This window comes from Roseovarius sp. B-10, assembly GCF_056859295.1.
Map to the genome: position 1 here is coordinate 107,195 of NZ_JBSXOE010000035.1, position 13,097 is coordinate 120,291.

Below are 13,097 nucleotides of genomic sequence, written 5' to 3' on the forward strand. Positions count from 1 at the left end.
GTCGATCATAGCGCGATTGTTTCCGTTCCGAAAGCGATCCCGGCGGTGCCGCGCGGGTGGCCGCCGATCTCAGCCGCGCTTGCGCTCCGCCTTGCGCTTTAGCTTGGCCGACTTGCGCCGCGCCGCGCCGATCTTGCGGCGCGGGGGCTTGCCACGCGCTGTGCCCTCACCCTTGGGCACCTGTGACCCCTCGATATCGAGGAGATCAAAAGCCAGCCCGCCCGAGACCGGCGCCGCCTCGGCAAGGCGCACGGTGACCCGCTGCCCCAGTGCGATAATGCGCCCGGTATCGGCCCCCATCAGGGTGCCGCGCTCGGGGTCGAAATGAAAATATTCGCGGCCCAGTGCGCGCATCGGGACGAGCCCGTCCGCTCCGGTCTCGTCCAGCTTCACGAACACGCCGAATCGGGCGATGCCGCTGATCTTGCCAGTGAATTCCTCGCCCAAACGCTCGGAGAGAAAGGCGGCGAGGTAGCGATCATTGGTGTCACGCTCCGCCACCATCGAGCGGCGCTCCGTATCCGAGATATGCTGTGCGGTGGCGTCGAGTCCTTCGATCTCGGGGCCGCTCAGCCCGTCCTTGCCCCAGCCATGCGCCGAGATGAGCGCGCGATGCACGATCAGGTCGGCATAGCGCCGGATGGGTGAGGTAAAATGCGCATAGGCCCGCAGCGATAGCCCGAAATGCCCGAAATTCTGCGGCGCGTAATAGGCTTGCGTCATGGCGCGCAGGGTGGACATGTTGATGACCTCGGCATGGTCCGTATCGCGCGCGGCGTGCAGGAGCGCGTTGAGATGCGCGGTACGCAGCACCTGCCCCTTGGCCAGCACCAGCCCCGCAGTCTCGGCCACCTCGCGCAGCGTGTCGAGCTTTTCAGCCGGTGGCTCCTCGTGGACGCGGAACAAGAGCGGGCTCTTGCGGGTGGTCAGCGCCTCGGCGGCGGCGACATTGGCGAGCACCATGCACTCCTCAATGAGCCGGTGCGCCTCGAGCCGTTCGGCGAAACGCACCGAAGTGACCTTGCCCTCGTCGCTCAGCTCGACCTTGCGCTCAGGCAGATCGAGGTCGAGCGGCTGCCGCCGGTGGCGCGCCTTGGCGAGCGCGGCGTGGGCGGCGTAGAGCGGGCGGATCACGTCCTCCAGCAGGGGTTCAGTCTTGTCATCGGGCGCGCCGTCCATCGCCGCCTGCACTTGGGCATAGGAGAGTGACGCCGCAGAGCACATCAGTCCGCGCACGAAGCGATGGCCGATCTTTTCGCCTGCTGCGTCGATCTGCATCCGCACGGCGATGCAGGGGCGCGGGACACCCTCGTGCAGGCTGCACAGGTCCGCGGAGAGGCGGTCCGGCAGCATGGGCACCACCCGATCGGGGAAGTAGCTGGAATTGCCTCGTTTTTTCGCCTCGTTGTCGAGCGCGGAGCCGGGGCGCACGTAGTGGGCGACATCGGCGATGGCGACCCAGATGACGTGGCCGTCGGGGTTTTTCGGGTCATCATCGGCATGGGCGTGGACGGCGTCGTCATGGTCGCGCGCGTCCGACGGATCGATGGTGATGAGCGGCAGGTCGCGCAGATCCGTGCGGCCCTTGAGGCCGGCGGGTTTCATCGCATCGGCCTCGGCGATCACCTCGTCGGGAAATTCGTCCGGGATGCCGTGCTGATGGATGGCGATCAGCGACACGGCCTTGGGTGCCGAGGGATCGCCCAGCCGGTCGAGCACCCGCGCGCGCGGCAATCCCATGCGCCCCGGCGGCCCGGCCTGCTCGGCCTCGACCAGCTCGCCATCCTGCGCGCCGCCGGTGGCGTCGCGTGCGACGAGCCATTCCTTTCCCACGCCCTTGTCGATGGGAACGATCCGGCCGCCCTCTTCGCTCTTGCGAAAAATCCCAAGTACTTTCCGTGGGTTGGCCCCGATACGGCGGATGAGGCGGGCCTCGTAATGGTGCGCTTCGGCGCGCACGTCATGCACGCGGGCGAGAATGCGGTCGCCCTCGCCCAGCGCCGGGTCGGCGGCGCGGGGCAGCACCAGCACCACCGGCTCCACCCCCTCGCCGTGCCATTCCAGTGGCCGGGCGAGCAGTTCGCCATCGGGCGTCAGCGCATTGATTTGCAGCACCGTGACGGGCGGCAGGCGCTCGGGGTCGCGGTAGGTCTTCTTGCGTTTTTCCAAGTGTCCTTCGGCCTCTAGCTCGCGCAGGACGCGCTTGAGGTCGATCCGCGCAGCCCCCTTGATACCAAAGGCCTTGGCGATATCGCGCTTGGAGGTGAGGGTCGGGTTGTCGGAAATCCATTGCAGGATTTCCGCCTTGGAGGGCAGTTGGCTCATGGCCTGCACGTAGCACGGCGCGCCGGGCGCGTCATCCGCGAAAAGCGGCTGAAACCGTGTCGGTATTCTGTCGGTATTTCGTCGGTATCGCGTCGGCCTCATCCATCGTGCGTGAAAAAATCCTTGGAATTTTCATTTTCCCCGCGCAGGATCGGGGGAACCGAGAATCTTCACAGGGAGCATGCCGCCGATGCTGCAACAGGACCCGAGCGAGACGCGCACCCTCGGCGCCGACTTGCGCGCGCTGCGCAAGGCGCGGGGCATGACGCTCGCGGCGCTGGCCGGGCGGCTGGGGCGGTCGGTGGGCTGGCTGTCTCAGGTCGAGCGCGACCTGTCGGAGCCGTCGATCAGCGACCTGCGGCAGGTGGCCGAGGTGCTGGGCGTGCCGATGTCGCTGCTGTTCGGTCATGCCAGCGCCCCCGCCGAAGAGCAGGGATACGTGGTGCGCGCGGGCGCGCGGCGACCGATGGGGTCGGGCGAGGAGGGCCTGATCGAGGAGTTGCTATCGCCCGACCTGACCGACGATTTCGAGGTCATCCACTCGACCTTCGAGCCTGCATCGAAAATGCAGCGCGCGGCACAGCGGCCCACGCAGGAGGTGGGCTATATCGTCTCTGGCCGACTCGACCTGAGCATCGGTGGACGGCGGTTCACCCTCGGCCCCGGCGACAGCTTTCGCTTTCGCGGTGAGCCATATTCCTGGGCCAACCCCTATGACACCCCCTGCGTGGCGATCTGGGTGATCGCCCCGCCGGTCTATTGAGGGCGCGGGATGAGCTGGGAGGCCTGGACCGTCTTTGCCCTCTTCTGGGTGGTGTTCGTCACCACGCCGGGGCCGAATCATATCAACTGCATCCAGACCGGCATGCATGTCGGGTTCCGCCGCGGCCTCTGGGCGGTGGCGGCGATCCTGACACAGGCAACTCTGTTCCTAACCCTGTCGGCGGCGGGGATCACCGCCTTGATCGCCGCGTCGCCGGTGGCGTTCGAGGCCGCGAAACTCGCCGGTGCGGGTGTGCTCATCTGGCTCGGCATACGCGGCTGGATGCGGGCGCGACGGCCCATCGAGACCGGCACGCAAAGCGGCGGGTCGGTGTTCTGGCGGGCCTTCATGGTGGCCACGATCAATCCCAAGAGCGTGGCGGGCTATCTCGCCGCGTTTTCACAATTCGTGCAGCCGGGCGTGCCGATCTGGGATCAGATGTGGGTGATTTTCCCCACCGCGCTGACCATCACGGCGCTCAGCTATACCGGCTTTACCGCGCTTGGCGCGGGGCTGGGGCGGGCGGCTTTGGGAGCCGTGTTCAATGTCTGGCTGCGGCGGGGGATGGCCGCCGCTTTCGTGCTCTATGGCGTGGCCCTGGGCAGCGCCGCAACACCGGGGAGGATATGATGCACAAGGGATCGTGTCTGTGCGGGGACGTCACATTTACCGTGAACGCGGCGCCGGAGGGGCCAAGCGTGTGCCATTGCGGACAATGCCGCAATCAATCGGGGCACCTCTGGGCCTCGGCTTACGCGCCGGAGCACGACATCGCAATCACCGGCCGGGTCACATGGTACGAGGCGAGCACCACCGCGAAACGCGGCTTTTGCCCGCGCTGCGGATCGTTCCTGTTCTGGAAGGCGCACGGTGAGGACACGATGAGTTTCGCGCTTGGTGCGCTGGACGAGCCGACCGGCGTGAGGCTGGAGAAGCATATCTTTGTCGCCGACAAGGGTGACTATTACGACATCGCGGACGGGTTGCCGCAGAAAGAGTGAGCGAGGGGAGACATGGCTGAGATTCCAACGACCGCACGCGCGGTCATCATCGGCGGGGGCGCCGTGGGGGCGTCCTGCCTCTATCACCTGGCCCGCGCGGGCTGGACCGACAGCGTCCTGCTGGAGCGCAACGAACTGACCGCCGGAAGCACCTGGCACGCGGCGGGCAACGTGCCCACCTTTTCCACGAGCTGGTCGGTGATGAACATGCAGCGCTACTCGACCGAGCTTTACGCGCGGCTCGGGGCCGAGGTCGACTATCCGATGAACTATCACCAGACGGGCTCTATCCGGCTGGCGCATTCGCGCGAGCGGATGCAGGAATTCGAGCGCGCCAAGGGGATGGGCAAGCACCAGGGGATGGACCTCGAAATCCTCGGGGTGGGTGAGATCAAGGCGCGCTATCCCTTCATCGAGACGCATGACTTGCACGGCGCGCTCTATGACCCCAACGACGGCGATATCGACCCCGCGCAACTGACGCAGGCGCTGGCCAAGGGGGCGCGGGAGATGGGCGCGCGCGTGCTGCGTTTCTGCCCCGCTACCGGCGTGCGGCGCGAGAACGGCGAATGGATCGTCGAGACGGAGAAGGGCGAGATCCGCTGCGAGATCGTGGTGAACGCCGCGGGCTATTATGCGCAGCGTGTCGGCGAATGGTTCAAGCCCTATGGCGGGCGGACCGTGCCGATGATGGTGATGAGCCATCAATACCTTCTGTCCGAGGAAATCCCCGAGATCGAGGCGTGGTCGCAGGAGCAGGGCCGCAAGCTGCCGCTGTTGCGGGATGTCGATGTCTCCTACTACCTGCGGCAGGAAAAGCACGGTTTTAACCTCGGGCCTTACGAGCCACGCTGTCGCGCCCATTGGGCCGACCCGAGCGATCCCATGCCCGACGATTTCAGCTTTCAGCTCTGGCAGGAGGATATCGACCGGATCGAGGAGATCGTGACCGACGCGATGGCGCGGGTGCCGCTCTTGGGCACCTCGGGGATCAGCAAGATCATCAACGGGCCGATCCCCTATGCGCCGGACGGGATGCCGCTGCTTGGCCCCATGCCGGGGGTGCCCAATGCGTTCGAGGCTTGCGTCTTTACCTTTGGCATCGCGCAGGGCGGTGGCGCGGGCAAGGTGCTGGCCGAATGGGTGACGGAAGGCGCGCCCGAGTGGGACATGTGGTCGTGCGACCCGCGCCGCTACACCGATTACACCGATCACGCGTATTGCGTGGCGAAGGGGATGGAGGTCTATGGCCACGAATACGCCATGCATTTCCCCTGGCACCGCTGGCCGGCTGCACCCGACCGCAAGCTCAGCCCCGTGCATGACCGGATCAAGGAAATGGGCGGTCAGATGGGCGACTATAACGGCTGGGAGCGCGCCAACTGGTTTGCGCAGCCAGGCGACGACACGTCGGAAGAGGCCACGCAGACCTGGGACCGCGCGGGGCCGTGGGAGCCGCGCATCCGGCAAGAATGCGAGGCGGTGAGAGACCATTGCGGCGTGCTCGACCTGCCCGGTTTCTCGCGGTTCAAGGTGCAGGGGCCGGGGGCCGATGACTGGCTTCGCGGGCTGGTCACGGGGGCCTTGCCCAAGGTGGGGCGCGTGGGGCTCGTGTATTTCACCGACGACCGGGGGCGCATCGTCACAGAGATGTCGGTGACGCGCGAGGCCGAGGACCTGTTCGTGCTGGTCACCGCCGCGTCTGCGCAATGGCATGACCGCGAATGGCTGGAGCGGCACATGCCCGAGGAGGCCGGTTTCACGTTGGAGGACTGGACCGACCGGATGTCGACCCTGATCGTCACCGGACCGAAATCGCGGGACGTGCTCAGCCCCCTCACCAACGCCGACCTGTCCCTGCCCTGGCTCAGCTTTCAGGAGGCGGAGGTGGCGGGGCGATGGGCCGCGCTGCTGCGGGTCTCTTTCGCCGGCGAACTCGGCTGGGAAATCCATGCGGAAAACGCCGATATCCCGGCAATCTACGAGGCGGTCGTCGACGCGGGAGCAAAACCCTTTGGCATGTGGGCGCTGAACTCCTTGCGCATCGAGAAGGGGTATCGCGCGTGGAAAGGGGACCTCTCGACCGATTACTCGATGCTGGAGGGCGGGCTGGATCGGTTCGTCAAGCTCGACAAGCCGCAGGAGTTTCCCGGCAAGGCGGCGCTTCTGGCCGAGAAGCAGCGCGGGGTGACGAAACGGTTTGCACCGCTGATCGTCGAGGCGGGGGCGGCGGACGCGCCCTACATGTCGACGATCTGGCACGGGGGCGAGATCGTGGGTGAGACCACATCCGGGGCCTGGGGCTACCGGGTCGGGGCGTCGGTGGCGCTCGCCATGCTGCGGGCGGACCTCGCGGTTCCGGGCACAAAGCTGGAGGTTGAAATCTACGGCGAGCGGTGCCCGGCGGTGGTGCTGCCCGACGCGCCGCTGTGGGATCCGGAGAACGAGAGGCTGCGCGCGTGACCCTGCCCGCCACCATGCGCGGCGTGTACCTTACCCGCCACGGCGGGCCCGGGGCGCTGGACTGGCGCGAGGATATCCCCGTGCCGCGACCCGGACCGGGCGAGGTGCTGGTCCGGGTGCTGGCGGCGGGGGTGAACAACACCGATATCAACACGCGCGAGGGCTGGTACGCGGCGGAGGTGACGGGGGCCACCGGCGAGACCGGCGAGGGTGTCGAGGCCGGGGGCTGGTCGGGGGCGCTGCGCTTTCCGCTGATACAAGGCGGCGACCTGTGCGGCGAGGTGGTGGCGCAGGGCGCGGGCGTCACCACCCCGGCGCTCGGCGCGCGCGTCACCTGCCCCATCAACATCCCCCGCCCGACGCCGGACAACCCGGTGGGCTTCGTCGCCCTCGGCTCGGAGATCGACGGGGCCTTTGCCGAGTATTGCCTGATGAGGGCCGACGACCTGCATGACGTGAGCGACGCACCGCTCTCGGACGTGGAAATCGCCGCCATCCCCTGCGCCTTCGGCACCGCGCTCGGCCTGCTCGACCGGGCGGGCGTGGCGGCGGGACAGGAGGTTTTGATCACCGGGGCCTCGGGCAATGTCGGGTTGGCGGCGGTGCAACTGGCGGCCGCAATGGGCGCGCGGGTGACCGGCATCGCTGCCCCCGCCAAAGCGGAGATCGTGAAGGAAGAAGGCGCGGTCGAGGTGATCGCGCGCGACGCCCCGCTGCCCGAAGACCGCTTCCACGCGGTGATCGACCTCGTGGGCGGCCCCGCCTTCCCCGCGTTCATCGACGCACTGCGCCCGGGCGGGCACTACGCGGTGGCGGGTGCCATCGCCGGGCCGATGGTCAGCGCCGATCTGCGCCGCATCTACCTGCGCGATATCACGATCCACGGCTGCACCTACCAGTCTAGCTACGTCTTTGCCCGGCTGATGGATATGGTGCGCAAAGGCGAGGTTCGTCCGCGCATCAAAGCCACCTATCCACTGCGCGACATCGCCCGCGCGCAGGAGGATTTCCAGGCCAAGGCCGATGCCGGCAAGCTGGTCCTGCTGCCACAGGAGACCGCTACATGACTGCAATCACGTTGCTTGACGGCTCCATCGGGCAGGAGCTTGTGAAACGCTCCGGCGACCGGGCAACGCCGCTGTGGTCCACGCAGGTGATGATTGACCACGGCGACCTCGTGCGGGAGGTGCATGACGCCTATTTCGCCGCCGGGGCCACGGTGGCCACCACCAACACCTACGCGGTGCTGCGCGACCGGCTGGCGCGGGTGGGGCTGGAGGATCAGGTGGCCCGCCTTGCCGGGACCGCCGTAACCGCCGCCCGTGCCGCGCGCGACGCACACGGATATGGCCGCGTGGCCGGGGCGCTCGGGCCGCTGGTGCAATCCTATCGCCCCGACCTCTGCCCCCCTGCCGAGGAAGCCGCGCGCATCTATGCCGAGCCGGTGGCGGCGCTTGCGCCCGGTGTCGACCTGCTGTTGCTGGAAACCATGGCTTCCGTCGATCAGGCGCGCGGCGCGCTGATGGCCGCGCGCAAGACCGCCCTGCCCGTCTGGCTCGCCGTGTCGGTGATGGACGACGACGGCACCCGCCTGCGCTCGGGCGAGCCGCTTGGGGCGCTGGCCCCGCTTATCGCCGAGATGCCGCCCGATGCGATCCTGCTCAACTGCTCGCCGCCCGAGGCGATCACGCAGGGGCTGGGCGAAATCGCGGCGTTTGGCCTGCCCTTCGGGGCCTATGCCAATGGCTTTACCCGGATCAGCGACGGCTTTCTCGGCGCCGCGCCCACGGTCGACGCACTTGAGCAACGCACCGACCTCAGCCCCGCCGTCCATGCCGAGGCGGCGATGGGCTGGATCGCGCAGGGTGCCACCATCGTCGGCGGCTGCTGCGAGATCGGCCCGGCCCATATCGCCGAGCTGGCGCGACGTATCCGCGAGGCAGGCCATGGCATCGTCTGACCCGCTGTTTCTTCTTGCCGGAAATACTCCGGCCCAACCATGACACGAGGTGAATCATGACCGATCTTCCAACGCAGGCCCGCGTGGTCATCATCGGCGGCGGCGTAGTGGGCTGTTCCGTCGCGTATCACCTGACCAAGCTGGGCTGGAGCGACGTGGTGCTGCTGGAGAGAAAGCAACTGACCTCCGGGACCACATGGCACGCGGCGGGGCTAATCGGGCAGCTCAGGGCCACCGCCAACATGACGCGCCTCGCGCGCTATTCGGCGGAGCTTTATACCGGGCTGGAGGCCGAGACGGGCATCGCCACCGGCTTTCGGCAGGGGGGGTCGATCTCGGCGGCGCTGACCGCTGACCGCCGCGAGGAATTGATGCGCAGCGCCGCGATGGCCCGCGCCTTTGGCGTGCCGGTTGAGGAGCTGAGCCCCGCCGAGATCAAGGACCGTTACCCGCATATCAACCTCGACGGCGTGACCGGGGGCGTGTGGCTGCCGACCGATGGACAGGCCGACCCGGCCAATATCGCGCTGGCGCTGGCCAAGGGGGCGCGCAACCGCGGCGCGAGGGTGGCCGAGCGGGTGAAGGCGACGGGCATCGCGCGGCAGGGCCGCCGCGTGACCGGCGTGGACTGGCAAGGCGAGGATGGTAGCAGCGGCCATATCGCCTGCGACATGATCGTCAATTGCGCGGGGATGTGGGGCCGCGAGGTGGGGCGGATGGCCGGAACGAACGTGCCGCTGCATGCCTGCGAGCATTTCTATATCGTATCCGAGCCGATCGCGGGTCTGTCGCGGCTTCCGGTCCTGCGGGTGCCGGATGAATGCGCCTATTACAAGGAGGATGCGGGCAAGATGATGCTCGGGGCGTTTGAGCCCAATGCCAAGCCGTGGGGGATGGCGGGCATTCCCGAGAGTTTCGAGTTCGATCAGTTGCCGGAGGATTTCGACCATTTCGAGCCGATCCTCGAGGCGGCCGTCAACCGGATGCCGATGCTGGCCGAGGCGGGGATTCACACGTTCTTTAACGGTCCAGAAAGCTTTACCCCCGATGATGCCTATCACCTGGGGCTGTGCCCCGAGATGGACAATGTTTGGGTGGCCGCCGGGTTCAACTCCATCGGCATCCAATCGGCGGGCGGTGCGGGGCATGCGCTGTCGCAATGGATGGAGGATGGCGAGAAGCCATTTGACCTGGGCGACGTGGATATCGCGCGGATGCAGCCGTTTCAGGGCAACCGGCAGTACCTCTATGAGCGGTCGAAAGAGACGCTCGGCCTGCTCTATGCCGATCACTACCCCTACCGGCAGAAGGCTACCGCGCGTGGCGTGCGGCGCACACCGTTTCACACGCAATTGCTGGCGCATGGCGCGGTGATGGGCGAGGCGACGGGATGGGAGCGCGCCAACTGGTTCGCCCGCGAGGGGCAGGAGCGTGCCTATGCCTATTCCTGGGGCCGCCAGAACTGGTTCGACAATGCCGCCGCCGAGCATCGGGCCATCCGCGAGGGCGTGGGCCTCTACGACATGTCGAGCTTTGGCAAGCTGCGGGTGGAAGGGCCGGAGGCGGAGGCGTTTCTCAACCATGTCTGCGGGGCGGATATGTCGGTGCCGGTGGGGCGTATCGTCTATACGCAATTCCTCAACCCGCGGGGCGGGATCGAGGCCGATGTGACCGTGACACGGCTATCGGAGACCGCCTATCTGGTGGTCACCCCTGCCGCCACGCGGCTGGCCGATGAAACCTGGCTGCGTCGGCATCTGGGGGGGCGGATGGTGGTGATAACGGACGTCACCGCCGCCGAGGGCGTGCTGGCGGTGATGGGGCCGAAGGCGCGCGACCTGATGCGCGCGGTGTCACCCGATGACATGTCGAACGAGGCGCATCCCTTTGGATGGGCGCGGCAGATCGAGATCGGCATGGGGCTGGCGCGGGCGCATCGCGTGTCTTACGTCGGCGAGCTTGGCTGGGAAATCTACGTGAGTGCCGACATGGCGGGCCATGTCTTCGAGGTGCTGAGCGAGGCGGGCGCGGATCATGGGCTGCGGCTGTGTGGTCTGCACGCGATGGATAGCTGTCGGATCGAGAAGGCGTTTCGCCATTTCGGGCATGACATCACCTGCGAGGATCACGTGCTGGAGGCGGGCCTGGGATTCGCGGTGAAGACCGCCAAGCCCGACTTCATCGGGCGCGAGGCCGTGCTCGCCAAGCGCGAGGCGGGGCTGGAGCGGCGGATGCTGCAATTCCGGCTGACCGACCCGGCGCCGATGCTCTATCACAACGAGCCGCTGCTGCGGGATGGCGAGATCGTGGGCTACCTGAGTTCCGGTGCCTATGGCCACCACCTCGGCGGCGCCATCGGCATGGGATATGTGCCTTGCGCGGGCGAGAGCGCGGAGCAGGTGCTGGCGTCAAGCTACGAGATCGACGTGGCGGGTACGCGCGTGCGCGCCGAGGCGAGCCTGCGGCCCATGTATGACCCGAAATCCGAGCGGATGCGCGGCTGAGGTCGCGCACGCGCCGCGGTCGGTCGCATTGATCCTGTCGCCGTCTGCCCCTATAGGCGAGGACAACGCGAGAACTGACCCTGGGGAAACGCAGATGTCCAACGCCGCACTTGAAACCGCCATCGAAGCCGCCTGGGAGGCGCGCGACACGATCACGCCCGCCACCGGCGGCGAGACCCGCGAGGCCATCGAGGCCACGCTCGACGCGCTTGATTCGGGCCGCCTGCGGGTGGCCGAACGTCACGAGGACGGTACCTGGCACGTCAACCAATGGGCCAAGAAGGCGGTGCTTCTGGGCTTTCGCATCAAGGACATGGAAATCCATCCGGGCGGCGCGCAGGGCGGCGGCTGGTGGGACAAGGTCGACAACAAGTTCAAGGGCTGGGGCGAGGCCGAATGGCGCGCCGCCGGTTTCCGCGCGGTCCCGAACTGCGTGGTGCGCAAATCCGCCTATATCGCGCCCGGCGTGGTGCTGATGCCCTCCTTCGTCAATCTCGGTGCCTATGTGGACGAGGGTACGATGGTGGACACCTGGGCGACCGTGGGCAGCTGCGCGCAGATCGGCAAAGGCGTGCACCTGTCGGGCGGCGTCGGCATCGGCGGCGTGCTGGAACCGATGCAGGCGGGGCCGACGATCATCGAGGACAACTGTTTCATCGGTGCGCGGTCCGAGGTGGTCGAGGGCTGTATCGTGCGCGAGGGTTCGGTGCTGGGAATGGGCGTGTTCATCGGCAAGTCCACCAAGATCGTGGACCGCGAGACCGGCGAGGTGTTCATCGGCGAGGTGCCGCCCTACTCGGTCGTGGTCTCGGGGTCGATTCCGTCCAAGGGCGGGGTCAACCTCTATTGCGCGGTGATCGTGAAGCGGGTGGACGCGCAGACGCGTTCCAAGACCGCGATCAACGAGCTGCTGCGCGACTGAGTTGACACCCCGGCCCCACGGCACAAGTCTGAGGCCATGAGCGCGGATCGCGATCCTTCCCCGCGCGCCGGGGCACGCAGATGATCCCGGCGCTGTCCTTCGAGCTACTGATGGCGCTGTTTGCCGGGGCCGCCGGGGTGGTCATCGTTTGCTCGTTGCGGGCGACCGGGCTGGCCGACATGATCGCCGACCGGACCCGGCTGGGCGAGGCGATCATCGGTGCCACGCTGCTCGGCGCGGCCACGTCGCTGTCGGGCACGGTGGTGTCGGTCACCGCGGCGAGCGCGGGGGATGCGAGCTTTGCCATCTCCAACGCCATCGGCGGCATCGCGGCACAGACCCTGTTTCTTGCCATCGCCGATGTGCTCTACCGGCGCAGCAACCTCGAACACGCGGTGGCCGAACCGGCCAACCTGTTCCAGTGCGTGGTGCTGATCGGGATGCTGAGCCTGCCTCTGGCGGCGATGGCCGGGCCGGAGGTGACGGTCGTCGGGCTTCACCCGGTCTCGGTCGTGCTGTTCCTGGTCTACGTGACCTCGGTGCGCGTGGGCGCGCGCATCCGTGAAACGCCGATGTGGCGACCGACGCAGACCAGCCAGACGCGCCACGACGTGCCCGAGGACGAGGCCGAACGCCACCGCCCGGTGATGGGCCTGCTGCTGGTCTTCGGCGGGCTCGTCTGCCTGATGGGGGCCGGGGGATGGGTCATCAGCCAGGTCGGGGCAGAGCTTATCGGGCGCTACCAGCTTGGCTCCAGCCTCGTGGGGGCGCTGATCACGGCGGTCGTCACCTCGATGCCCGAGCTTGTCACGACGTTAACGGCGATCCGGCGCGGCGCGCTGCAACTTGCCGTGGGCGGAATCATCGGCGGCAACACCTTCGACGTGCTGTTCCTGGTACTGTCGGACATCGCCTATCGCGAAGGCTCGATCTATCACGCGATGCAGGCGGCGGACGTGTTCTGGATCGCGGTCGGCCTGCTGATGACCTCGGTCCTGCTGGCGGGCCTGATCCTGCGGCAGAAACACGGGCCGGCGCGGATCGGGGTCGAGAGCGTCCTGCTCTTCGCGATCTATATCGGGGCGGTCACGGTGCAGGTGATTGCCCAGGGCTGAGACCGGGCGGTAAGGGACCGGGCACGGCTTGACATGCGGCGGGC

General features: G+C 67.5%; 10 protein-coding genes. 9 read left to right on the forward strand and 1 reads right to left on the reverse strand.

Annotated elements, in window-relative coordinates; translation table 11 throughout:
- Positions 1–69 precede the first annotated feature (69 nt).
- Positions 70–2,325 carry a ribonuclease R gene (rnr, locus tag AC13D8_RS12655; protein ID WP_482969135.1) on the reverse strand — a complete coding sequence of 752 codons (2,256 nt, stop codon included), beginning with the start codon at positions 2,323–2,325 and terminating at the stop codon, positions 70–72.
- A 190-nt stretch (positions 2,326–2,515) separates the two neighbouring features.
- Here rnr and AC13D8_RS12660 point away from each other — a divergent pair, with 190 nt between their 5' ends.
- From AC13D8_RS12660 to AC13D8_RS12700, 9 genes are all read left to right on the forward strand, one after another.
- On the forward strand, positions 2,516–3,088 hold the full coding sequence (locus tag AC13D8_RS12660; protein ID WP_104019617.1) for a helix-turn-helix domain-containing protein: 573 nt from the start codon (positions 2,516–2,518) through the stop codon (positions 3,086–3,088).
- Positions 3,089–3,097: 9 nt separating this feature from the next.
- Positions 3,098–3,718, forward strand: coding sequence for a LysE family translocator (locus AC13D8_RS12665; RefSeq protein WP_482969136.1), 621 nt, complete (start codon positions 3,098–3,100; stop codon positions 3,716–3,718).
- A complete protein-coding gene (locus AC13D8_RS12670) occupies positions 3,718–4,089 on the forward strand; it encodes a GFA family protein (protein WP_206018376.1) in 372 nt (123 codons plus the stop codon). The genes AC13D8_RS12665 and AC13D8_RS12670 overlap by 1 nt, the downstream gene beginning before the upstream one ends.
- Before the next feature lie 12 nt (positions 4,090–4,101).
- Positions 4,102–6,552: a GcvT family protein gene (locus AC13D8_RS12675; protein WP_482969137.1), complete on the forward strand. Its 2,451-nt coding sequence runs from the start codon at positions 4,102–4,104 to the stop codon at positions 6,550–6,552.
- Positions 6,553–6,554: 2 nt separating this feature from the next.
- The gene (locus AC13D8_RS12680) at positions 6,555–7,619 is read left to right on the forward strand and encodes a zinc-binding dehydrogenase (protein WP_482969230.1); all 1,065 of its coding nucleotides are present in this window, start codon (positions 6,555–6,557) and stop codon (positions 7,617–7,619) included.
- Positions 7,616–8,512, forward strand: a complete 897-nt coding sequence (locus AC13D8_RS12685; RefSeq protein WP_482969138.1) for a homocysteine S-methyltransferase family protein — start codon at positions 7,616–7,618, stop codon at positions 8,510–8,512. Before AC13D8_RS12680 ends, AC13D8_RS12685 begins: the two co-directional genes overlap by 4 nt.
- Positions 8,513–8,568: 56 nt before the next feature.
- Entirely contained in the window at positions 8,569–11,016 is a 2,448-nt protein-coding gene (locus tag AC13D8_RS12690; protein WP_482969139.1) for a GcvT family protein, read from the forward strand.
- Positions 11,017–11,110: 94 nt separating this feature from the next.
- Complete coding sequence (gene dapD, locus AC13D8_RS12695) at positions 11,111–11,938, forward strand: 2,3,4,5-tetrahydropyridine-2,6-dicarboxylate N-succinyltransferase (protein WP_482969140.1); 828 nt, start codon at positions 11,111–11,113, stop codon at positions 11,936–11,938.
- 80 nt (positions 11,939–12,018) lie between these two features.
- Complete coding sequence (locus tag AC13D8_RS12700) at positions 12,019–13,053, forward strand: sodium:calcium antiporter (RefSeq protein WP_482969141.1); 1,035 nt, start codon at positions 12,019–12,021, stop codon at positions 13,051–13,053.
- The last annotated feature ends 44 nt before the right edge of the window (positions 13,054–13,097 follow it).

Excerpts from the sequence above, each read along its gene's own strand:
- rnr (WP_482969135.1), bottom strand. The coding sequence starts at position 2,325 with ATGAGCCAACTGCCCTCCAAGGCGGAAATCCTGCAATGGATTTCCGAC.
- AC13D8_RS12660 (WP_104019617.1), top strand. The coding sequence starts at position 2,516 with ATGCTGCAACAGGACCCGAGCGAGACGCGCACCCTCGGCGCCGACTTG.
- AC13D8_RS12665 (WP_482969136.1), top strand. The coding sequence starts at position 3,098 with ATGAGCTGGGAGGCCTGGACCGTCTTTGCCCTCTTCTGGGTGGTGTTC.
- AC13D8_RS12670 (WP_206018376.1), top strand. The coding sequence starts at position 3,718 with ATGCACAAGGGATCGTGTCTGTGCGGGGACGTCACATTTACCGTGAAC.
- AC13D8_RS12675 (WP_482969137.1), top strand. The coding sequence starts at position 4,102 with ATGGCTGAGATTCCAACGACCGCACGCGCGGTCATCATCGGCGGGGGC.
- AC13D8_RS12685 (WP_482969138.1), top strand. The coding sequence starts at position 7,616 with ATGACTGCAATCACGTTGCTTGACGGCTCCATCGGGCAGGAGCTTGTG.
- AC13D8_RS12690 (WP_482969139.1), top strand. The coding sequence starts at position 8,569 with ATGACCGATCTTCCAACGCAGGCCCGCGTGGTCATCATCGGCGGCGGC.
- dapD (WP_482969140.1), top strand. The coding sequence starts at position 11,111 with ATGTCCAACGCCGCACTTGAAACCGCCATCGAAGCCGCCTGGGAGGCG.
- AC13D8_RS12700 (WP_482969141.1), top strand. The coding sequence starts at position 12,019 with ATGATCCCGGCGCTGTCCTTCGAGCTACTGATGGCGCTGTTTGCCGGG.